The 21,139-nt window shown below is 70.8% G+C and carries 17 protein-coding genes and 3 pseudogenes; 2 read left to right on the top strand and 18 right to left on the bottom strand.

Annotation, left to right across the window (positions count from 1 at the left end):
- Window positions 1–51 precede the first annotated feature (51 nt).
- The 6 genes and pseudogenes from O7632_RS20650 to pyrR form a co-directional block, all read right to left on the bottom strand.
- Complete coding sequence (locus O7632_RS20650) at window positions 52–1,122, bottom strand: quinone-dependent dihydroorotate dehydrogenase (RefSeq protein WP_278116597.1); 1,071 nt, start codon at window positions 1,120–1,122, stop codon at window positions 52–54.
- Window positions 1,123–1,259: 137 nt separating this feature from the next.
- A pseudogene (carB, locus tag O7632_RS20655) lies at window positions 1,260–4,568 on the bottom strand (carbamoyl-phosphate synthase large subunit); the annotation flags it as partial.
- A complete protein-coding gene (carA, locus tag O7632_RS20660; protein WP_278116598.1) occupies window positions 4,561–5,736 on the bottom strand; it encodes a glutamine-hydrolyzing carbamoyl-phosphate synthase small subunit in 1,176 nt (391 codons plus the stop codon). The gene carA and the pseudogene carB, both read right to left, overlap by 8 nt.
- Window positions 5,733–7,031 (bottom strand): dihydroorotase, encoded by a 1,299-nt coding sequence (locus tag O7632_RS20665; RefSeq protein WP_278116599.1) that lies wholly within the window; start codon window positions 7,029–7,031, stop codon window positions 5,733–5,735. Before O7632_RS20665 ends, carA begins: the two co-directional genes overlap by 4 nt.
- A gap of 94 nt (window positions 7,032–7,125) precedes the next feature.
- A complete protein-coding gene (locus tag O7632_RS20670) occupies window positions 7,126–8,052 on the bottom strand; it encodes an aspartate carbamoyltransferase catalytic subunit (protein ID WP_278116600.1) in 927 nt (308 codons plus the stop codon).
- A gap of 80 nt (window positions 8,053–8,132) precedes the next feature.
- A pseudogene (pyrR, locus tag O7632_RS20675) lies at window positions 8,133–8,666 on the bottom strand (bifunctional pyr operon transcriptional regulator/uracil phosphoribosyltransferase PyrR); the annotation flags it as partial.
- Between the two features lie 322 nt (window positions 8,667–8,988).
- On the opposite strand from pyrR, the gene O7632_RS20680 reads away from it, so the two are divergent.
- Window positions 8,989–9,477, top strand: coding sequence for a transcriptional regulator (locus O7632_RS20680; RefSeq protein WP_278116601.1), 489 nt, complete (start codon window positions 8,989–8,991; stop codon window positions 9,475–9,477).
- Window positions 9,478–9,538: 61 nt separating this feature from the next.
- Here the strand turns inward: O7632_RS20680 and nusB are convergent, their stop codons facing one another.
- From nusB to aroC, 6 genes are read right to left on the bottom strand one after another with little or no spacing between them, the layout of a single operon-like run.
- Window positions 9,539–9,946, bottom strand: a complete 408-nt coding sequence (nusB, locus tag O7632_RS20685) for a transcription antitermination factor NusB (RefSeq protein WP_278120242.1) — start codon at window positions 9,944–9,946, stop codon at window positions 9,539–9,541.
- 23 nt (window positions 9,947–9,969) lie between these two features.
- Complete coding sequence (gene efp, locus O7632_RS20690; protein ID WP_278116602.1) at window positions 9,970–10,527, bottom strand: elongation factor P; 558 nt, start codon at window positions 10,525–10,527, stop codon at window positions 9,970–9,972.
- A gap of 58 nt (window positions 10,528–10,585) precedes the next feature.
- Entirely contained in the window at window positions 10,586–11,029 is a 444-nt protein-coding gene (aroQ, locus tag O7632_RS20695) for a type II 3-dehydroquinate dehydratase (RefSeq protein WP_278116603.1), read from the bottom strand.
- Complete coding sequence (gene aroB / locus O7632_RS20700; protein ID WP_278116604.1) at window positions 11,026–12,099, bottom strand: 3-dehydroquinate synthase; 1,074 nt, start codon at window positions 12,097–12,099, stop codon at window positions 11,026–11,028. The genes aroQ and aroB overlap by 4 nt, the downstream gene beginning before the upstream one ends.
- A 29-nt stretch (window positions 12,100–12,128) precedes the next feature.
- Window positions 12,129–12,632, bottom strand: a complete 504-nt coding sequence (locus O7632_RS20705; protein WP_278116605.1) for a shikimate kinase — start codon at window positions 12,630–12,632, stop codon at window positions 12,129–12,131.
- A complete protein-coding gene (aroC, locus tag O7632_RS20710; protein ID WP_278116606.1) occupies window positions 12,632–13,810 on the bottom strand; it encodes a chorismate synthase in 1,179 nt (392 codons plus the stop codon). The genes O7632_RS20705 and aroC overlap by 1 nt, the downstream gene beginning before the upstream one ends.
- A 150-nt stretch (window positions 13,811–13,960) precedes the next feature.
- Here aroC and O7632_RS20715 point away from each other — a divergent pair.
- Window positions 13,961–15,126: pseudogene (locus O7632_RS20715) on the top strand (multidrug effflux MFS transporter); the annotation flags it as partial.
- Here the strand turns inward: O7632_RS20715 and O7632_RS20720 are convergent.
- Genes O7632_RS20720 through O7632_RS20745 form a run of 6 tightly spaced genes read right to left on the bottom strand, consistent with a single transcriptional unit; the run spans window position 15,076 to window position 21,128 of the window.
- Window positions 15,076–15,969 carry a shikimate dehydrogenase gene (locus O7632_RS20720; RefSeq protein WP_278116607.1) on the bottom strand — a complete coding sequence of 298 codons (894 nt, stop codon included), beginning with the start codon at window positions 15,967–15,969 and terminating at the stop codon, window positions 15,076–15,078. The pseudogene O7632_RS20715 and the gene O7632_RS20720 sit on opposite strands and share 51 nt — an antisense overlap.
- Window positions 15,956–17,164 carry an endolytic transglycosylase MltG gene (gene mltG / locus O7632_RS20725; protein WP_278116608.1) on the bottom strand — a complete coding sequence of 403 codons (1,209 nt, stop codon included), beginning with the start codon at window positions 17,162–17,164 and terminating at the stop codon, window positions 15,956–15,958. Before mltG ends, O7632_RS20720 begins: the two co-directional genes overlap by 14 nt.
- On the bottom strand, window positions 17,164–17,622 hold the full coding sequence (gene ruvX, locus O7632_RS20730) for a Holliday junction resolvase RuvX (protein ID WP_278116609.1): 459 nt from the start codon (window positions 17,620–17,622) through the stop codon (window positions 17,164–17,166). Before ruvX ends, mltG begins: the two co-directional genes overlap by 1 nt.
- 40 nt (window positions 17,623–17,662) lie before the next feature.
- Entirely contained in the window at window positions 17,663–20,347 is a 2,685-nt protein-coding gene (gene alaS, locus O7632_RS20735; RefSeq protein ID WP_278116610.1) for an alanine--tRNA ligase, read from the bottom strand.
- Window positions 20,344–20,649 carry a hypothetical protein gene (locus tag O7632_RS20740; protein WP_278116611.1) on the bottom strand — a complete coding sequence of 102 codons (306 nt, stop codon included), beginning with the start codon at window positions 20,647–20,649 and terminating at the stop codon, window positions 20,344–20,346. The genes alaS and O7632_RS20740 overlap by 4 nt, the downstream gene beginning before the upstream one ends.
- A gap of 17 nt (window positions 20,650–20,666) precedes the next feature.
- Window positions 20,667–21,128, bottom strand: a complete 462-nt coding sequence (locus O7632_RS20745; protein ID WP_278116612.1) for a DUF948 domain-containing protein — start codon at window positions 21,126–21,128, stop codon at window positions 20,667–20,669.
- Window positions 21,129–21,139 lie beyond the last annotated feature (11 nt).

The following is a 21,139-nucleotide window of genomic DNA, read 5'->3' on the forward strand; positions in this document are numbered from 1 at the left end:
CCGACCGGCTTCCGGCAGGTCCCGGCCCGCTGGTGGCAGGTCCCGACCGGCTCATCGGGTACGGGCGTGCCGGGCGATAGCCCGGGTCAGCCCGGGACCGCGATAGATGAAGCCGGTGTACAGCTGGACCAGGCTGGCCCCGGCGTCGAACATCCGGGCCGCGTCGTCGGGATCCAGGATGCCGCCCACCCCGATCATCGGCAGCGAGCCGCCGGTCTGCCGGTGGACGAAGGAGACCACCGCACGGGCGCGGTCGGTCAACGGTCGGCCGGACAGCCCACCGGCTTCCCCGGCCCGTCCGGCGTCGGCACCGACCAGGCCGGTACGCGACAGCGTCGTGTTGGTGGCGATCACCCCGGCCGCGCCCCGGGCCAGACAGACCTCCAGCAGTTCGGCGATGGCCGAGTCGGACAGGTCCGGCGCGATCTTGACCAGGATCGGCCGCTCGCCGACCAGGGTCGCCAGCAACGTGTCGAGGTGCTCCCGGTCCTGCAACTGACGCAGGCCGGGCGTGTTCGGCGACGAGATGTTGATCGCGAAGTACTGGCCGTACCCGCTGAGCGCCTTGTAGGCCGCCACGTAATCGTCGACCGCCTCGGCCAGCGGAACGACCTTCGACTTGCCCAGCGAGATGCCCAGCGGCACCGGCCGGTCCGCGTACGCCGGGTGGGAACGCCCGAATCCGGCGCGATCCTCCAGCCGACCGAGTACGGCGAGCCGCTCGGCGAGCGCCTCCGCCCCGGCGTTGTTGAACCCCATCCGGTTGATCACCGCCTCGCTGGCCGGCAGCCGGAACAACCGGGGCCGGGGGTTGCCCGGCTGTGGGTGGGCGGTGACGGTGCCGACCTCGACGAAGCCGAAGCCGAGCGCCGGCCAGGCCGGCAGCGCCAGGCCGTCCTTGTCCATCCCGGCGGCCAGCCCGACCGGGTTGGGGAAATCGACCCCGAAGACGGTACGCGGTGCGGCGACCGCGTACCGGGCCCGGAGCGCCGCCAGGGCGACCGGCCGGCGGGACAGGGCGGCCAGCCGGCGCAGCGTCCACTCGTGGGCGGTCTCGGCGTCCCCGCCACCGAGGCGAAACAGCGCCGCGCGGGCCAGCCGGTAGCCGCCGGAGCCGCTCACCGGCCGGTCCGCTGGCTCGCCGAGTCCGACGACGCGGTGCCGGGCTCCGTACCGGACCCGTCGCTGAACCCGCCGCCGGGCGCGGCGGTGGGCGGCACGGCCGTGGGCGGCACGGCCGTGGCGTAGGACAGGTCCGGTCGTAGCGCGGCGTGCAACTGTTGCAGCGGACGGACCGCCATCTCGCCGTTGATCAAGGCTTCGATGCCCATCACCGCAGCGGCGACCCCGGGAACGGTGGTGACGCACGGGATGTCGGCGCTGACCGCCGCGCTGCGGATCTCGTAGCCGTCGGACCGGGCACTCGCGCCGGAGCCCTGCGGCGTGTTGATCACCAACGCGACGTCGCCGGAGGCGATCAGCGACACCGCGTCCGGCTGGCCGTCGCCGGTCTCCTCCCAGTGTTTGCGGGCCAACTCGCAGGTGATGCCGTGGCGGCGCAGCACCTCGGCGGTGCCGGCGGTGGCCACGATGTCGAACCCGAGGTCGGCCAGCCGCTTCACCGGGAAGATCATCGAACGCTTGTCCCGGTTCGCCACCGACACGAAGATCTTCCCGCTGGTCGGCAACGATCCGTACGCCGCCGCCTGGGACTTGGCGAAGGCGCTGCCGTACGCCGGGTCGATACCCATCACCTCGCCGGTGGACTTCATCTCCGGGCCGAGCAACGAGTCGACGCCGTGCCCGGCCCGGGTACGGAACCGCTTGAACGGCAGCACCGCCTCCTTGACCGCGATCGGCGCGTCCGGCGGCAGCGTGCCGCCGTCGCCGGTGGCCGGCAGCATCCCCTCGGCGCGCAAGGCGGCGATGGTGGCACCGAGCATGATCCGGGCCGCCGCCTTGGCCAGCGGCACCGCCGTGGCCTTGGAGACGAACGGCACCGTCCGCGACGCGCGCGGGTTGGCCTCCAGCACGTACAGCACGTCGTCCTTGAGCGCGTACTGCACGTTGAGCAGGCCACGCACCCCGACGCCTCGGGCGATCTGCTCCGTGTAGTGGCGGATGGTGGCCAGATGCGGGGCGGCCAGGGTGATCGGCGGCAACGCGCAGGACGAGTCGCCGGAGTGGATGCCGGCCTCCTCGATGTGCTCCATCACCCCGCCGAGGTAGACCTCCCCCGTGGCGTCGCAGAGCGCGTCCACGTCGATCTCGATCGCGTCGTCGAGGAACCGGTCGACCAGCACCGGATGCTCCGGCGAGATCTCGGTGGCCCGGCCGATGTAGTCGCGCAGCGTCGCGTCGTCGTAGACGATCTCCATGCCCCGCCCGCCGAGCACGTACGACGGTCGGACCAGCACCGGGTAGCCGATCTCGTCGGCGATCGCCTTGGCCTGCTCGTACGAGACGGCGGTACCGTGCGCTGGCGCGCGCAGCCCGGCGCGGGCCAGCACCTGACCGAACGCGCCCCGCTCCTCGGCGAGGTGGATCGACTCCGGCGGCGTGCCGACGATTGGCACCCCGACGTCGGCGAGACGCTGCGCCAACCCGAGCGGGGTCTGCCCCCCGAGCTGCACGATCACCCCGACGACACCCGGCCCGCCGGCCGCCTTGCCGGAAACGTCCTCGGCCTGCCAGACCTCCAGCACGTCTTCGAAGGTGAGCGGCTCGAAGTAGAGCCGGTCGGCGGTGTCGTAGTCGGTGGACACCGTTTCCGGGTTGCAGTTGACCATCACCGTCTCGTACTCGCCGAGGGCCATCACCGCGTGCACGCAGGAGTAGTCGAACTCGATGCCCTGCCCGATCCGGTTGGGCCCGGAGCCCAGGATCAGCACCTTGGGCCGGTCCGACCCGACCACCTCGGTCTCGGCGTCGTAGCTGGAGTAGTGGTACGGCGTACGGGCGGCGAACTCGGCGGCGCAGGTGTCGACGGTCTTGTAGACCGGGCGCAGACCGAGCCGGTGTCGCAACGCCCGTACCCCGTCCTCGCCGGCCAGTTCCGGGCGTAGCGCGGACACCTGCCGGTCGGACAGCCCGGCCCGCTTGGCCCGGCGCAGCAGCGCGGCGTCGAGCACCGGTGCGGCCTCGATCTCGGCGCGCAGTTCGACCAGGCCGGCGATCTCGGACAGAAACCACGGGTCGATGCCGCCGGACGCGGCGTGCACCTGGTCGACGGTGGCGCCCAGCCGCAGCGCCCGTTCGACGGTGTAGAGCCGGCCGTCGTGCGGGGTGGCCAGCTCGGCCAGGGTGGACTCGACGGTGGCGCCTGCCGGGTCGGGCACGGTCCAGAAGCCGACGGCCTTGGTCTCCATCGAGCGCATCGCCTTGTTCAGCGCCTCGGTGAAGTTGCGGCCCAGGCTCATCGCCTCGCCGACCGACTTCATCGTGGTGGTCAGCTCCGGGTCCGCACCGGGGAACTTCTCGAACGCGAACCGGGGGATCTTGACCACGACGTAGTCGAGGACCGGCTCGAACGCCGCCGGGGTCTGCTTGGTGATGTCGTTGGGGATCTCGTCGAGGGTGTAGCCAATGGCCAGTTTGGCGGCGATCTTGGCGATCGGGAAGCCGGTCGCCTTGGAGGCCAGCGCCGACGAGCGCGACACCCGGGGGTTCATCTCGATGACGACCAGCCGACCGGTCTGTGGATGCACGGCGAACTGGATGTTGCAGCCGCCGGTGTCGACGCCGACCTCCCGCAGCACGGCGATCCCCATGTCGCGCATCCGCTGGTACTCGCGGTCGGTGAGGGTCATCGCCGGGGCCACGGTGACGCTGTCGCCGGTGTGCACGCCCATCGGGTCGATGTTCTCGATGGAGCAGACCACGACCACGTTGTCGTTGCGGTCGCGCATCAACTCCAGCTCGTATTCCTTCCAGCCGAGCACGCTCTCCTCGATGAGGACCTCGTGCACCGGGGAAGCGGCCAGCCCGGCGCCGGCGATCCGTTCCAGGTCCTCCAGGGTGTGCGCCATACCCGAACCGAGCCCGCCCATGGTGAACGACGGCCGGATCACCACCGGCAGGCCCAGGTCGGCGACGGTGTCGCGGACCTCGGCCATGCTGTGGCAGACCCGGCTACGCGGGGTCTCGCCACCGACGGTCGCCACGATGTCCTTGAACAGCTGGCGGTCCTCGCCGCGCCGGATCGCGTCGATGTTGGCGCCGATCAGCTCCACGCCGTACTTGTCCAGCACGCCGGCGGAGTGGAGTGCGACGGCGGTGTTCAGCGCGGTCTGCCCGCCCAGCGTGGGCAGCAGCGCGTCGGGGCGCTCCCGGGCGATGACCAGTTCGACGAACTCGGGCGTGATCGGCTCGACGTAGGTGGCGTCGGCGAACTCGGGGTCGGTCATGATCGTCGCCGGGTTGGAGTTGACCAGCGACACGCGCAGCCCTTCGGCGCGCAGCACCCGGCACGCCTGGGTGCCGGAGTAGTCGAATTCACAGGCCTGGCCGATGATGATCGGCCCGGAGCCGATCACCATGACATGCTGCAAATCTGTCCGCTTAGGCATGCTTTCCCTCGATCAGCTCGACGAACCGGTCGAACAGGTAGTCCGCGTCGTGCGGGCCAGCCGCCGCTTCCGGGTGGTACTGGACGGTGAACGCCGGCACGTCGCGGGCCCGCAGCCCCTCGACGACATCGTCGTTGAGGCACACGTGGCTCACCTCGACGCCGCCGAAGTCGGTGTCGATCACCGTGTTGAGTGGGGCGTCCACGGCGAATCCGTGGTTGTGGCTGGTCACCTCGACCTTGCCGGTGGTGCGGTCGAGCACCGGCTGGTTGATGCCACGATGGCCGTAGCCGAGCTTGTAGGTGCCGAAGCCGAGCGCGCGGCCGAGGATCTGCGAGCCGAAGCAGATCCCGAACAACGGCGTACGGCGGGCCATCACCTGCCGGGCCAGGGCGACCGCGTGGTGTGCGGTGGCCGGGTCACCCGGTCCGGGTGAGAAGAACACCGCGTCCGGGCCGGTGGCCAGGATCTCGTCCAGCGTCGAGGTGGCCGGCAGCACGTGGGTGGTCACCCCGCGCTCGGCCAGTCGACGCGGCACGTTGCGTTTGATGCCCAGGTCGAGCGCGGCCACCGTGTAGCGGTGCTCGCCCTGCGCGGTCACCGTGTACGGCTCGGCGGTGGTCACCTGGGCCGACAGGTCCGCGCCGACCATCTGCGGGGTCTCGCGGACCCGGGTCAGCAGCTCCTGCGGGTCGTCGGTGACGCTGGAGACGCCGACCCGCATGACCCCCCGGTCACGCAGGTGGCGGGTGAGCGCCCGGGTGTCGACGCCGCAGATGCCGACCACGCCTTGGTCGGCCAGCCGCTGCTCCAGGTCGCCGGTCGAGCGCCAGTTCGACGGTCGACGGGCCGGATCGCGCACCACGTACCCGGCGACCCAGATCCGGTCGGACTCGTCGTCGTCGTCGTTGACCCCGGTGTTGCCGATGTGTGGTGCGGTCTGCACCACGACCTGCCGGTGGTAGGACGGGTCGGTCAGCGTCTCCTGGTAGCCGGTCATGGCGGTGGTGAACACCGCCTCGCCGAAGGTCTCCCCCACCGCCGCGTAGCTCTCGCCGGGGAAGACCCGGCCGTCTTCGAGGACCAGCAGCGCCGGTGTCCGCCGCCGGGGCGCGGTGACCTCACCGCTCGTCGTACGGCTGTCGTTCGTCGTACGGCTGTCGTTCATCGCACGGCCTTTCCGTCGAGCACGGTCGCCTCGCCGTGCAGGAACGTCGCGGCCACCCGACCGGGCAGTACCATCCGCGCGTACGGGGTGTTGCGGCTGCGGCTGGCCAGTTCGCCCGGTTCGACCGTACGGCTGGCCGCCGGGTCGACCAGGGTGATGTTCGCCGGTGCGCCCACCTCGGGGGTGTGCCCGTGCGCGGTCAGCCCGGCGATCCGGGCCGGGGCCCGCGACATCCGTTCGGCGATCAGGTCCCAGTCTGGTTCACCGTCGGCGCTGTGCAGGGCGGTCGTGAGCAGTACCACGGACAGGGCGGTCTCCAACCCGAGCATGCCGGGTCGGGCGTACGCCCATTCGCACTCTTTGTCCTCGATCGCGTGTGGTGCGTGATCGGTGGCGACGACGTCGATGATCCCCTCGGCCAGAGCGGCCCGCAGGGCGGCGACGTCCTGGCCCGTCCGCAGCGGCGGGTTGACCTTGAACACCGGGTCGTAGTTGGTCAGTGCCTCGTGGGTGAGCAACAGGTGATGCGGGGTGACCTCGGCGGTCACCCGGACCCCGCGTGCCTTGGCCTGACGGACCACCTCCACGCTGCCGGCGGTCGAGACGTGGCAGACGTGCAGCCGGCTGCCGACGTGTTCGGCGAGCAGCGCGTCGCGGGCGATGATCGCTTCCTCGGCGACCGCCGGCCACCCGGTCAGGCCCAGGCGGGTGGAGATCTCGCCCTCGTGCATCTGGGCGCCCTCGGTCAGCCGGGGCTCCTCGGCGTGCTGCGCGATCACCCCGTCGAACGCCTTGACGTACTCCAGGGCGCGGCGCATCAGCCGGGGGTCGGCGACACAGTGTCCGTCGTCGGAGAAGATCCGCACGGCGGCGGCGGAGTCTGCCATCGCGCCGAGTTCAGCGAGCCGTTCGCCGGCCAGGCCGACGGTGACCGCGCCGACCGGCTGCACGTCGACCAGCCGGGCCTCGCGGCCCAGTCGCCACACCTGTTCGACCACACCGGCGGTGTCGGCGACCGGCGAGGTGTTGGCCATCGCGCAGACGGCCGTGTAGCCGCCGAGCGCGGCGGCCCGCGACCCGGTCTCGACCGTCTCGGCGTCTTCGCGGCCCGGCTCCCGCAGGTGGGTGTGCAGATCGACCAGGCCGGGCAGGGCGACGAGTCCGTCGGCGTCGATCACCCGGGCTCCGTCGGCGGACAGGCCGACACCCTGCTCGGTGACGACGCCGTCGCGCAACAGCAGGTCGCTACGGTCCCGACCGAGAACGCGGACCCCCTTGATCAGGTACGAAGTCATGCGTGGTCCTTTCCGTGGGCCGGGTCGGGCCGACGAACGGGTTGCTGGGGCGGAACGGGTGACGGGGACGGGTGTGGTCGGTGCGGCGCACCGCTCATGCGCCGCGCCCGCCGAGGAGCAGGTAGAGGACGGCCATCCGGACGCTTACCCCGTTGGCGACCTGTTCCACGATGGTGGAGCGGGGTGAGTCGGCGACGTCGGCGGAGATCTCCATGCCCCGGTTCATCGGTCCGGGGTGCATGACGATCGCGTGCTCGGGCATGCGCCGCAACCGGGTGCCGTCCAGGCCGTAGCGGCGGGCGTACTCGCGGGCCGACGGGAAGTAGGAGTCGGCCATCCGCTCGTGCTGGACCCGCAGCATCATCACCACGTCGGCGGTGGGCAGCGCGGCGTCGAGGTCGTAGCCGACCGCGACCCCGGGGGCGAGCGCGGTGGCGATGTCGACCGGGATCAGCGGCGGCGGTCCGACCAGGGTGATCTTCGCGCCGAGCGTGGCGAGCAGCAGCACGTTGGACCGGGCGACCCGGCTGTGCAGCACGTCGCCGACGACCACCACCTGCAGGCCGGCGAGCCGGCCGAGCCGGGCCCGGATCGTGTACGCGTCGAGCAGCGCCTGGGTGGGGTGCTCGTGGGTGCCGTCGCCTGCGTTGATCACGGAACCGTCGAGCCAGTTGGCCAGCCGGTGCGGCGCGCCGGAGGCGGGGTGGCGGATGACCACCGCGTCGGCCCCCATCGCCTGCAGGGTCAGGGCGGTGTCCTTGAGGCTTTCGCCCTTGGAGACGCTCGATCCCTTGGCCGAGAAGTTGATCACGTCGGCGGAGAGCCGTTTGGCGGCGGCCTCGAAGGAGATCCGGGTGCGGGTGGAGTCCTCGTAGAAGAGGTTGACCACGGTCCGCCCGCGCAGCGTCGGCAGCTTCTTGACCTCCCGGCCGGCCAGCGAGGCGAGTTCGACCGCGGTGTCCAGGATCCGGGTGGCGTCGGCGGCGTCCAGGTCGCCGCCGGAGAGCAGGTGTTTGATCATCGGCGGGTCCTCCCCGCTTGTCGGCCGGCCGGCGGGGAGCCCTCGGCACCAGCACCAGCACCGGCCTCGGGCGGCGCCGGGCCGAACAGGCGGACCTCGTCCAGGCCGTCGCGCTCGGCCAGCAGCACCCGGACGCTCTCGGTGAGTGCGGTCGGGATGTTCTTGCCGACGTAGTCGGCCCGGATCGGCAGTTCCCGGTGCCCCCGGTCGACCAGCACGGCGAGCTGCACCGAGCTGGGCCGGCCCAGATCGCTGATCGCGTCCAGGGCAGCCCGCACCGTACGGCCGGAGAACAGCACGTCGTCGACGAGGATCACCCGCTGACCGTCGATGCCGCCGGGCGGCAGGTCGGTCGGACCGACGGCCCGGGTCGCCTTGAGTCGAAGATCGTCGCGGTAAAGCGTGATATCCAGCACACCGACCGGAATACGGACGTCTTCGAAGGCCTGGATCCGGTCAGCCAGCCGATTGGCCAGCGGCACTCCCCTGGTGGGGATGCCCAACAGTACGGTGCGTTCGGCACCGCTGGTCTTTTCCAGCACCTGATGAGCGATTCGGTCGACCACGCGCTGGATGTCTGCGCTGGTCAGGATGCTCTTTACAGACGGTGGCATCGTCACCGGTGATTGGGTGGCCGATGGGTAGGCCACAGCGGACCTCCTTCCCCGCCTCACGGGACGGGTCGTTAAAGGACGTCGGGGCACCGCCAGCCAGCCTTCGGCTGGTCAACGGTCGGACCGAACGTTACCAGCGGATCGGCGGCGGGCGGACCAGGGGCGCTGAGTGTCGCATCAGTAAGCGAAATTCCGGGCAAGTCACTACGATCTTGCTCACTGGCCACTATTCACCACTTGACCGCGCTTGCGAACCGCCGTACCGTCACGCTCCGTAGCGATCGCTGGGGAAAGCCCCGGGCACAGCACTGGGAGAGTCCGAATGCCCTCTGAGTACGCCAAGTCGTTGGGCGCCCGCCTGCGCTCCATCCGTCAGCAGCAGGGGCTCTCCCTGCAGGGGGTGGAGGAGAAGTCGAACGGGCGCTGGAAGGCTGTCGTCGTCGGTTCCTACGAGCGTGGGGACCGGGCAGTCACCGTCTCCCGCCTCGCCGAGCTGGCCGACTTCTACCGGGTTCCCGTGTCGGAACTGCTGCCCGACGGCAGCGGAGTCCGGCACGAGCCCACCAGCAAGATCGTCCTCGATCTGGAGCGGCTGTACGACGAGGTCTCCGAAGACCTCGCCTACGTCGCCCGGTACGCGCGGGCGATCCAGCAACAGCGGGGCGACTACAACGGCCGGGTGTTGTCCATCCGCGCCGACGACCTGCGGGCCTTGGCGATCGTGTACGACTCGTCGCCGTCCGGCCTGATCGAGCGGCTGAACGAGCACGGCGTACTGGTCGCCGACCCGCGGGCGTTCTTCGCCTCCTGAGAGCTACACCGAACCGGTGCGGTGCCCTGATCGACGATCAGGGCACCGCACCGGCGCACCACTAGTGGGTGGTGTACTCCGCGATCCGGTCCAGCAGGCCGTTGAGGAACCTCGGCGAATCGTCGGTCGACATCTGCCGGGCCAGCTCGACCGCCTCGGAGATCGCCACCGGATCGTCGATCTCGTCGACGTAGAGCAGTTCGTAGACGGCGATCCGGGCCAGGTTGCGGTCGACCACCGGCATCCGTTCCAGCGTCCAACCCTCGGCGTAGCTGGCGATCAGCTCGTCGATCCGGTCCCGGTGCTCGGCGACCCCTTCGATCAGGCCGATGGCGTAATCCAGATGCTCCGGCCGAGGCGAGAGCCGCGCGACGTAGCCGACCAGCACCTGCGTCGGTGGCAGGCTCCGCAGGTCGGCCTCGTAGAGCACGTCCAGTGCCCGCTTGCGCGCCTTGCGGCGGGCGGGCATCGGCGTCTTCGGGCCCTCGGCCATCAGGCGCGGCCGAGATAGCGGCCGTCGCGGGTGTCGACCTTGATCTTCTCGCCGGTCGTGATGAACAGCGGCACCTGCACCGTGGCACCGGTCTCGACCGTCGCCGGCTTGTTGCCACCGGTCGAGCGGTCGCCCTGCAGACCGGGTTCGGTGTAGGTGATCTCCAGAACCACGGACGTCGGCAACTCGATGTAGAGCGGCACGCCCTCGTGGGTGGCGACCGTCGCCTCCGCCTCGGGCAGCAGATAGTTGGCCGCTTCACCGACCGTGCCGCCCGGGACCGGGATCTGGTCGTACGTCTCCAGATCCATGAAGACGTAGTCCTCACCGTCGACGTACAGATATTGCATCGTCCGCTTGTCGACGGTCGCGGTGTCGACCTTGGTGCCAGCGTTGAAGGTCTTGTCGACCACCTTGCCGGAGAGCACGTTCTTCAGGGTGGTGCGCACAAAGGCGCCGCCCTTACCGGGCTTGACGTGCTGGAACTCCACGACGGACCACAGTTCGCCGTCGAGGTTGAGGACCAGCCCGTTCTTCAGGTCGTTGGTGGTGGCCATTTCCTGCCTTGATCTTCAATAGCGGACGGACCTGGCAAGTCTATCCGGCGACCGGAGATCAGCTGGGACGGGCCGCCGCGAGCTGGGCGACATGCAGCAGCGCCAAGCGATATCCGTCCACGCCGAGGCCGCAGATCACTCCGGTGGCCACCGCCGAAACCACCGAATGATGCCGAAACTGCTCGCGAGCGTGGATGTTGGAGATGTGCACCTCCACCAGCGGCCCGCGCAACATGGCACAGGCGTCGCGGACCGCGTACGAGTAATGCGACCAGGCACCCGGATTGAGCACCACGGCCGCCTGCGCGTCAGCCGCCTCGTGCAACCAGGCGAGCATCTCGTGTTCGGCGTCGGTCTGCCGGACCACGACGTCCAGACCGGCCTCCCGGCCCACCTGCTCACACCCGGCCACCAGGTCGGCGTAGCTGGTCACCCCGTAGACGTCGGTCTGACGGCGGCCCAGCCGGCCCAGGTTCGGCCCGTTGAGCACGTACGCCTTCATGCGCTCGCCACCTGCGCGTAGGCGGCGGCGAGCAGCGCGTCCTCCGGCCCGTCGAGGATCGCCGGCCGGGCGACGTCGTCCAGCACCACGAACCGCAGCCGGCTGCCCCGGGTCTTCTTGTCCACCCGCATCGCCGCCAGCAACTGCGGCCAGGCGTCAGCCCGGTAGCCGGTCGGCAACCCCAACGCGATCAGGATCGCCGCGTGCCGGTCGGCGACCGCCGCGTCGAGCCGGCCGGCCAGCCGGGCCAGCGTCGCGGCGTACACCAAGCCGACAGAGACCGCGTGCCCGTGCCGCCAGCGATAGTCCTCCACCTTTTCGATCGCGTGGGCCAGGGTGTGACCGTAGTTGAGCACCTCACGCAGCCCCGACTCCCGCAGATCGTCGCCGACCACGTCGGCCTTGACCCGGATCGCCCGCTCGATCAGCTCCCGGACCTGCGGACCCGCCGGGTCGGTGACCGCCCGGGGGTCGGCCTCGATCAGGTCCAGGATCGCCGGATCGGCGATGAAGCCGCACTTGACCACCTCGGCCAGGCCGGCGGTCAGGTCGACCGGCGGCAGGCTCGTCAGCAGCTCCAGGTCGCAGAGCACACCGGCCGGCGGATGAAAGGAACCAACCAAATTCTTTCCGGCCCTGGTGTTGACGCCGGTCTTACCGCCGACAGCCGCGTCGACCATGCCGAGCAGGCTGGTCGCGACCGGCACCCACCGCACTCCCCGCAGCCAGCAGGCCGCCACGAAGCCGGCCAGGTCGGTCACCGCTCCCCCGCCGATGCCGACCACGACATCGGTACGGGTGAAGCCGGCCTCCCCCAGCCGCGCCCAACAGTCGGCGGCGACGTCGATCGACTTGCCGGCCTCGGCGTCCGGCACCTCGATCAGCAGGACGGCGGCACCGGCGAACGCCTCAGCGACCCGGTCGGCGTGTTCCTTCAGCGGTGGGGTGTGCAGCACGGCGACCCGGGCAGCGCCCGGCAACAGCTCGGGCAGCTCCGCGAAGAGGCGCTGACCGACCAGCACCTCGTAGGGTCGTTCACCAGGTACGGGAATGCGAGTCGTGGAGTCCATCAGGACAGCAGCCTAGTCGCCCGCGCGGGTCACCGCTTGAGCAGCTCCACGATCTCCTCGGCGACCTGCTCCGGGGTACGGCCGTCGGTGACCACCTGATGAGTGGCGACCTGTTCGTACAGCGGGCGGCGCTGGTCCAGCAGGTGCCGCAGCGTCGCCCGGGGGTTGAGGGCCAACAACGGCCGGCCGGCACCCAGGCCGACCCGCCGGATCGCGTCGGCCAACTCGACACTGAGGTAGATCACGGTCTGATCGGCGAGCGCGGCCCGGGTCTGCGGGGCGAGCACCGCGCCCCCGCCCAACGCGAGCACACCGGAGAAGCCGGTCAGTGCCGCCTCGACGGCGGCGCGCTCCAACGCCCGGAAGTGCTCCTCGCCGTCGTCGACGAAGATCTCCGGGATCGGCTTTCCGGCAGCCGCCTCGATGTCGCCGTCGATGTCCCGAAACCCGTGGCCGAGCAGCTCCGCGAGGGCCTGCCCGGTGCTGGTCTTGCCGGCACCGGGCGGACCGACCAGCACGCAAACCGGTGCCATCAGCGGATCACCAGGTTGTCGAGGTAACCGGCGACGTTGCGGCGGATCTCGGCGACCGAGTCACCGCCGAACTTCTCCGTCACCGCCTCGGCCAACACCAGGGCCACCATCGACTCGGCCACCACGGCTGCCGCCGGCACCGCGCAGACGTCCGACCGCTGGTTGATCGCCGTCGCCGGCTCACCCGTGCTCACGTCCACCGTCGACAAGGCCCGGTTGAGCGACGAGATCGGCTTCATCGCCGCCCGTACCCGCAACGGTTCGCCGGTGGTGATGCCGCCCTCCAGGCCGCCGGCCCGGTCGGTCACCCGGCGCACCCCGGAGGCCGTCGGAACGATCTCGTCGTGCGCGACCGAACCCCGGGACCGGGCCTGCTGCCAGGCATCGCCGATCTCCACGCCCTTGATCGCCTGGATCGACATCACCGCGGCGGCCAACCGGGCGTCGAGCTTACGGTCCCACTGCACATGCGAGCCCAACCCCGGCGGTACGCCGTAGGCGAGCACCTCGACGATCCCGCCGAGCGTGTCGGCGTCGGACTTCGCCGCGTCGACCTCGGCGACCATCCGGGCACTCGCCTCCGAGTCCAGGCACCGCAGCGGGTCGGCGTCCACCCGCTCGGCGTCCTCCGGACGCGGCTGCAGGCCGGGCTTGGCGGCCACCGAACCCAACTCGACCACGTGCGAGACGATCTCGATGCCGAGGGCCTGGTGGCACAGTGCCTTGGCGACCGTACCGACGGCGACCCGCGCGGCGGTCTCCCGGGCGCTGGCCCGCTCCAGAATCGGCCGGGCGTCGGTGTGGCCGTACTTCTGCATGCCGGCCAGGTCGGCGTGACCAGGACGCGGCCGGGTCAGCGGGGCGTTTCGCGCCTGGCCGGCCAACTCGTCCGGATCGACCGGGTCGGCCGCCATCACCGTCCGCCACTTGGGCCATTCGGAGTTGCCCACCCGGATCGCCACCGGGCTGCCCAGCGTCACCCCGTGTCGCAGGCCGCCGATGATCTCGATCTCGTCCTGCTCGAAGCTCATCCGGGCGCCCCGCCCGTAGCCGAGCCGCCGGCGGGCCAATTCCCGGCCGAGCTGCGCGCTGGTCACCTCGATCCCAGCGGGGACACCCTCCATGACCGCGACCAGGGCGGGACCATGCGATTCACCTGCAGTCAGCCAGCGCAACACGTCGGAAGTGTGCCATGCCGGCGAGCACCGGCATGTGGCGCGTGTCGGGTGTCCCGCCCTCCGGAACGGCGACCGCCGGCGCGGCGTACGGTGAGATCGACATCCGGGGGGTCGTCCGTGCCGCACGACATCCGCCGCCGGCCGGCGGCGCTGCTCATTTTGCTCGGCGCGGCGACCGCGATCGGCCCGCTGTCGATCGACATGTACCTGCCGGCCCTACCCGCGATCAGCGACGACCTGTCCGCCTCGCCGGCCATGGTGCAGCTGTCGCTCACCGGATGCCTGATCGGGGTGGCGCTCGGCCAGTTGATCGTCGGCCCGCTCAGCGACCGCTGGGGGCGGCGGCGTCCCGTGCTGATCGGGATGGCCGGGTACGCGCTGGTGTCGCTGACCTGCGCGGCGGCGCCCAGCGCCGAGGTGCTGGCCGGGCTGCGATTGCTGCAGGGCTTCGCCGGCGGTGTCGGGCTGGTGGTGTCCCGGGCGGTGGTCCGGGACCTGTTCTCCGGCGCCGACGCGGCCCGCTTCTTCTCCCGTTTGCTGATCATCTTCGGGGTGGCACCGATCGCCGCGCCCGCGCTGGGCAGCCTGGTGCTGCAGTTCGCCTCGTGGCGGGGCATCTTTGTCGCGCTCGCGGTGATCACCGTACTGCTCGCCGGGGCGTTGGCCCGGTGGCTACCGGAGACCCTGCCGCCGGGACGGCGCAACCGGGACGGGCTGGCCGGCACCGCGCGGGCGGCCCGGGTCCTGCTCGCCGACCGGATGTTCGTCGGGTACGCGCTCACCCAGGGACTCGCGTTCGCCGGGATGTTCGCCTACATCGCCGGATCGCCGTACGTGCTGCAGGACGTCTTCGGGCTCTCCCCCACCACGTACAGCCTGGTGTTCGGCGCCAACGCGCTCGGGCTGATCGTGCTCGGCCAGGTCAACGCCCGACTGGTCGGGCGGTACCGGCCGCGACGGCTGTTCGGCGCCGGCCTGGTCACCGGGCTGGCCATGGCCGGTCTGCTGCTGGTCGGCGCGGTCGGCGGCCAGCTCTGGCTGATCCTGCTGGCGCTGGCCGGCTACGTCGCCACCATCGGCGTACTGATGCCCAACGGCACCTCGCTGGCGTTGGAGGAGCACAGTCGGCACGCCGGTACGGCCGGTGCGCTGCTCGGCGCGATCCAGTCCGGCGTCGGGGCGCTGGCCGCACCGCTGGTCGGCCTCGGCGGCAGCGGCAGCGCCGTGTACCGATGGCGCTGGTCATCGTCGCGGCGGCCGGGCTGTCAGGTGCCGCGGTGTTGACCCTGACCCGGCGTCGACCGGGCGTCGTGTAGCGCCGCCCGCATCGCCGGCACCGGTGCCGGCACCCCGGTGAAGTGCTCGAACTGGCCGACCGCCTGAGCCAGCAGCAGGTCGAGCCCGGAGATCACCCGAACCCCGGCGGCGGTGGCGGCGGCGGCGAGCGGAGTCGGCCAGGGATCGTAGATCGCGTCGAAGAACACCATCCCGGCCGACCAGCGCAGCACGCCCGCGAGCGGATCGGCGACGCCCTTGGGCACTGTGGCCACGACCACGTCCACGTCGCGACAGGCCGTCGCGGCGGCCGTCCAGCCCGCCGCGACGACGTCGATTCCGAGTGCGTCGGCCACCGGGGCCAGCTCGGTGATCGACGCCGGACGCCGGGCGATCACCGTGACCTCGCGGGCGGCGAGCGCCGCGGCGGCGGCCAACGCGGCCCGGGCGGTGCCGCCGGCACCGAGTACGGCGATCCGCGCATCGGGTGCGACGCCCGCACCGCGCAGCACCGCGACCATTCCGGGGACGTCGGTGTTGTCCGCGTACCAGGAGCCGTCGGGTCGGCGTACCAGGGTGTTGGCCGCGCCGATCGCGGCCGCGACCGGGGACTGGTCGTCGGCGACAGTGAGGGCCGTCTCTTTCAACGGCATGGTCAGCGACAGTCCGGCCCACCGCTGGTCGAGTCCGGACACCAGGTCGGACAGCTCCGACTCGGCGCACTCGATCGCGGTGTAGCTCCAGCCGACCAGTCCCGCCGCCCGGTAGCCGGCGTTGTGGATCACCGGGGAGAGCGAGTGCGCGATCGGCTTGCCGAGCACGCCGGCCCGGCACGGACCCGCCTGCGCGGCCCGGTCGGGGCCGGCCTGCTCAGAGGATGCCATTCTGCCGGGCGATCTCGATGTTGGCCTCGTGCTCGGCCAGGGTGACCGCGAACGCCGAGTGGCCTTCCTTGTCGATGGCGACGAAGTAGAGCCAGTCCTCGTCCGGTGGGTTGAGCGCGCCTTCCAGGGCGGCCTTGCCGGGGTTGTTGATCGGCGTGGGCGGCAGCCCGCCCCGGGCGTGGGTGCTGTACGGGTTGCTCTCGTCGTACAGCTCCTCCCGGGTCATGTCCTTGGACGCCTTGGTCGGCTTGCCGGTCAGCTCCCAGTAGTAGTTGACCGTCACGTCGAACTGCAGACAACTGCAGGGGAAGGTCTCGCTGTAGACCCGGTTGTAGGCGACCCGGGCGACCTTGGCGAGGTCTTCGGCGTTACCCGCCTCGGCCTGGGCCAGCGACGCGACGATCAACGCCTCGTACGGGCTGATGCCGCCGCGCTCGGCCTGGACCCGGTCGGCGAACTCCAGTTCGCCGGTGACGGTCAGGAACCGGTCGACCATCAGCCGCAGGATCTCCGGGGCGGTCAGGTCGGGATCGAAGTCGTAGGTGTCGGGGAAGAGGAAGCCCTCGGCGGACGGGGTGACCTGCTGTCCGTCGGTGCGGGTGAGCCACCAGTCGGGCACCCCGAGGGCCAGCGGATCCTTGGCGGCGGCGGCGAACTCCTCGGCCGGGATGTCGGTGGCTTCGGCCAGGGCCTGGTAGAGCTGGATCGCGGTGCGGCCCTCCGGGATCGTCACCCGGTTGGAGACCTTGTTCTCCAGGTCGAGCAGCAGGCCGAGGGCGGTCGCCGCGCTCATCTCCAACCGCAGCCGGTAGAAGCCGGGCTGGATGTTCTGGCTGCGGGAGTTGGCGCGGGCCTCTTCGGTGAACGCCTTGGTGCTCTTGACGACGCCCGCCTCGGCCAGGGTGTTGCCGATGTCGGTGGCGCTGTCGCCGGGGTGCACCTGGACCACCACCTCGCCGGTGCCGCCGCCGTCGAAGTCGGGCGTGGCGAAGAAGGTCTGTACCCGGTCGAAGGCGTACCAGCCGCCACCGCCGAGGGCACCGAGCAGCAGCAGGGTGACCAGCAGGGCGGCGGCGGTCTTGCCCCGGCCACCGCCGCCGGTGCCACCGCCACGCGACTTCGCCCGGCGGGCACCCCGACGGTGCCGGCCCTTGTCGGCCCGGTCCTCGAAGGCAAGGTCCAACTCGTCGATCATCACATCCGCCTCCGCTGCGCATCCAGCCAGCTCTGCAGGATCTCCACGGCGGCCGCCTGGTCGACCACCGTGCGCTGGCGCCGTCCTCGGACACCTCGCTCGGACAGCCTACGGCTAGCGACCACCGTCGACATCCTTTCGTCGGTCATCAGGACTGGAATAGGCGCGATCGCCACGCTCAGTAGTCGAATGTAAGCCTGAACGGTAGCGACGGCGGGGCCGTGTGTGCCGGCGAGAGTCACCGGCAGACCGACAATAACCTCATGGACCTCATATTCAATAACTATCCGGGCAATTTCCACGACATCGGACGGCGGGCCCGAATCGTCGGCGCGACGGTCCCGTTGCACGGTGACCAGCGGTGTCGCCAGGATGCCGTCCGGGTCGCTGATCGCCAGACCGACCCGGACCTGGCCCACATCCACACCGAGCCGCCGGCCCCGCGCCCACCCGGTCACCGCCGCACCACCTCGCCGCCGTCCGCCGTACCTTGCGGGGTCACGCCGGCCCGGCGATCGCCTTCTCCACCGCGACCAGCAGGCCCGCCGCCTCGGCCGCCGGCAGGCCACCGCCCTGGGCCAGGTCGGCGTTCCCGCCACCCCGACCGCTCAGCGCCCCCTTGACCAGATCGGCGGCGGACACGCCACGGCTCTTACCGGCCGCGTTGACCGCCACCACCAGCGACGCCTTGCCACCCGAACGCGCGGCCACCGCCACCACCGCCGGTCGAGCCGGGTCCATCTTGCCCCGGATCTCCTGCGCCAGCGTCCGGACGTCGTTGCCGGCCGCGCCCTCGGGCGCCTCCGTGCCGACGTACGCCACACCTCGGACGTCGCGCGCCTGGGCCGCCAACGCGGCGGCGCCGCCCAGCACCAGCTGCGCCCGCAGCTTCTCCAATTCCTTCTCCGCGTCCCGCAGCTGGGTGACGGTCTGCTGCACCCGGTCGGCGACCTGCTCGGCCGGCACCCGGTAGAGCTCGGCCAACCGTGCCACCAGCAGGTGTTCCCGGGCCAGGAAGTTGAACGCGTCGATGCCGACCAGGGCCTCGACCCGACGTACCCCGGACCCGATCGACGACTCGGAAAGGATCTTCACCACACCCAGCTGGCCGGACCTGGTCACGTGGGTCCCGCCGCACAGCTCCCGGGCGTAGTCGCCGACCTCGACGACCCGCACCTCGTCGCCGTACTTCTCACCGAACAGCGCCATCGCGCCCAGCCGGCGCGCCTCCTCCTGCGAGGTGATGAAGGCGTTGACCTCCAGGTCGCGCAGCAGCACCTCGTTGACCTGCTGCTCGATGTCGTGCAGCACCGACGGCGCCACCGCACCCGGGGTGTTGAAGTCGAACCGCAGCCGCCCCGGAGCGTTCAGAGAACCCGCCTGGGTGGCCGACTCGCCGAGGAAGTTGCGCATCGTCTGGTGCACCAGGTGGGTCGCGGTGTGCGAACGGGAAATCGCCCGCCGACGCGGGATGTCGATCTCGGCGTACCCGGTCTCCCCCGAACGCACCTCGCCCCGGACCACCCGCGCCTTGTGCACGACCAGCCCCGGCACCGGCGACTGCACGTCGAAGATCTCCACCTGGCCGGCGCCGACCGTCAGCAGACCGGTGTCCGGCTGCTGACCACCACCTTCGGCGTAGAACGGAGTGGTGTCCAGGACCAGCTCGACCACGTCACCCTCGCCGGCCGCCGGCAGCACCGCGCCACCCGCGCCGAGCAACGCGCGCACCCGCGACTCACGGGACACCTCCGCGTAGCCGGTGAACTCCACCGGGCCACCCGAGTCGAGCACCCCCCGGTACGCGGACAGGTCGATGTGCCCGGTCTTGCGGGCCTGCGCGTCGGCCTTGGCCCGGGCCCGCTGCTCGGACATCAGTCGACGGAAGCCGTCGGCGTCGACCGTCAGCCCCTGCTCGGCGGCGATCTCCAGGGTCAGGTCGATCGGGAAGCCGTACGTGTCGTGCAACTGGAACGCCTGGTCACCGGAGAGCTTGCCGCCGCCGGCCGACTTGGTCTGCGCGATCGCGGTGTCCAGGATCGTCGTGCCCGCCCGCAGGGTGGACAGGAACGCGTCCTCCTCCGCGTAGGCGTACGTGGAGATCCGCTCGAAGTCGGCCGCCAACTCCGGGTACGACGGCGCCATGCAGTCGCGGGCGACCGGCAGCAACTCGGGCAATGCCCGGTCCTGCCAGCCGAGCAGGCGTACCGAGCGAATCGCCCGACGCATGATCCGCCGCAGCACGTAACCCCGGCCCTCGTTGCTCGGGGTCACCCCGTCGCCGATCAGCATCAGCGCGGTCCGCACATGGTCGGCGATCACCCGCAGCCGTACGTCGTCGGGGTGCGACTCGCTCGCCGCGTGCCCGGAGCCCGCACCGTACCGTTTGCCGGTCAGTTCGGCCGCCCGGTCCAGGATCGGCCGCACCTCGTCGATCTCGTAGAGGTTGTCGACCCCCTGCAGGATCGACGCGATCCGCTCCAGCCCCATGCCGGTGTCGATGTTCTTCTTCGGCAGGTCGCCGACGATGTCGAAGACCTCTTTGCTCAGTACGTTGGTGATCTCGTACTGCATGAAGACGAGGTTCCAGAACTCCAGGAACCGGTCCTCGTCGACCTCCGGGCCGCCGTCGGGCCCGTACGCTGGTCCCCGGTCGTAGTAAAGCTCCGAACAGGGCCCGGCCGGTCCGGGAATGCCCATCGACCAGAAGTTGTCCTTGTTGCCCCGGCGCACGATCCGCTCCGCCGGAACCCCGGTGCGCCGCCAGATGTCGGCGGCCTCGTCGTCGTCGAGGTAGACGGTGACCCAGATCCGGTCCGGGTCCATGCCGAACCCGCCGGCCTCCACCGGCTTGGTGGACAGGTCCCAGGCCAGCGGGATCGCGCCTTCCTTGAAATAGTCGCCGAAGGAGAAGTTGCCGTTCATCTGGAAGAACGTGCCGTGCCGGGAGGTCTTGCCGACCTCGTCGATGTCCGGCGTACGGATGCACTTCTGCACGCTGGTCGCCCGCTGGAACGGCGGGGTGCGCTGGCCCAGGAAGAACGGTACGAACTGCACCATGCCCGCGTTGATGAACAACAGGTTGGGGTCATCGATAGCGGGCAGCGGAGCGGACGGCACCACGGCATGGCCGTTTCCCTCGAAGTGTGCGAGGAACCGCCGCTTGATCTCCGCCGTTTTCACCGAACGTCCTCCTGGGGAAAGATCTCCTCGTCGCCGATGCTCGGGTCGCCCCGCAGTTCGGCGAACTGGTCATCGAACGCCACGCCCTCGGCGAACGCGGCCTGGATCTGCTGCTCGCGCTCGGCCATGCCCTCGCGGACGTCCTCCATGAAGGTACGGACCGACTCGACCAGTCCACCAGCGGATTCCGACAGCGAGGCGGCGATCCCGGACGGGGTGTACGACTGCGCGGTGTGGGTCAGCTTCCGGACCACCAGGGCACCGACCGCCAGACCGACCCCGAGCCACAGCAACCGCTTCATGTCTGCTTCCTCTCCGCTCAGCCGGCGTTGCGACGAGCGGCCCGACGCCGGGACTTGAGTTCGGCGCGGACGTCCCGCTCGGTCTCGGCCTGTCGGCGCGCCGACGCGGCCCGCCGGACGCCGTAGCCGAAGGCCGCGACCTTGACCAACGGGTTGGCCGCCGCGGCCGAGACCACAGTGGCCAGGTTGGCCACGTTCGCCGTGACGTTCTGCGCGTGGCTCGTCATCGTGTCGATCTTGGCAAGTTGGATGTTGACCCCGTCGAGGGTCGTGTGCATCTGCCCCAACGCGGTGTTCATGTTCTCCACGGAGGTGTTGACCTGACCGAGCAGCGGCCCGGTCCGGTCGTTCAGGTCGTTGATCGCCCGGGTGGCCGCGTCCACGGTGTGCCGCAGCCGCAGGATCGGCACCGCGAGCACGAGCACGAGCATCAGGAACGCGCCGGCTGCCACCAAGGCCGCGATCTGTCCACCATCCATGCCTGTGTCCT

Origin of the sequence: Solwaraspora sp. WMMD406 (assembly GCF_029626025.1) — a bacterium.
In the GTDB taxonomy this organism is placed as follows: domain Bacteria; phylum Actinomycetota; class Actinomycetes; order Mycobacteriales; family Micromonosporaceae; genus Micromonospora_E.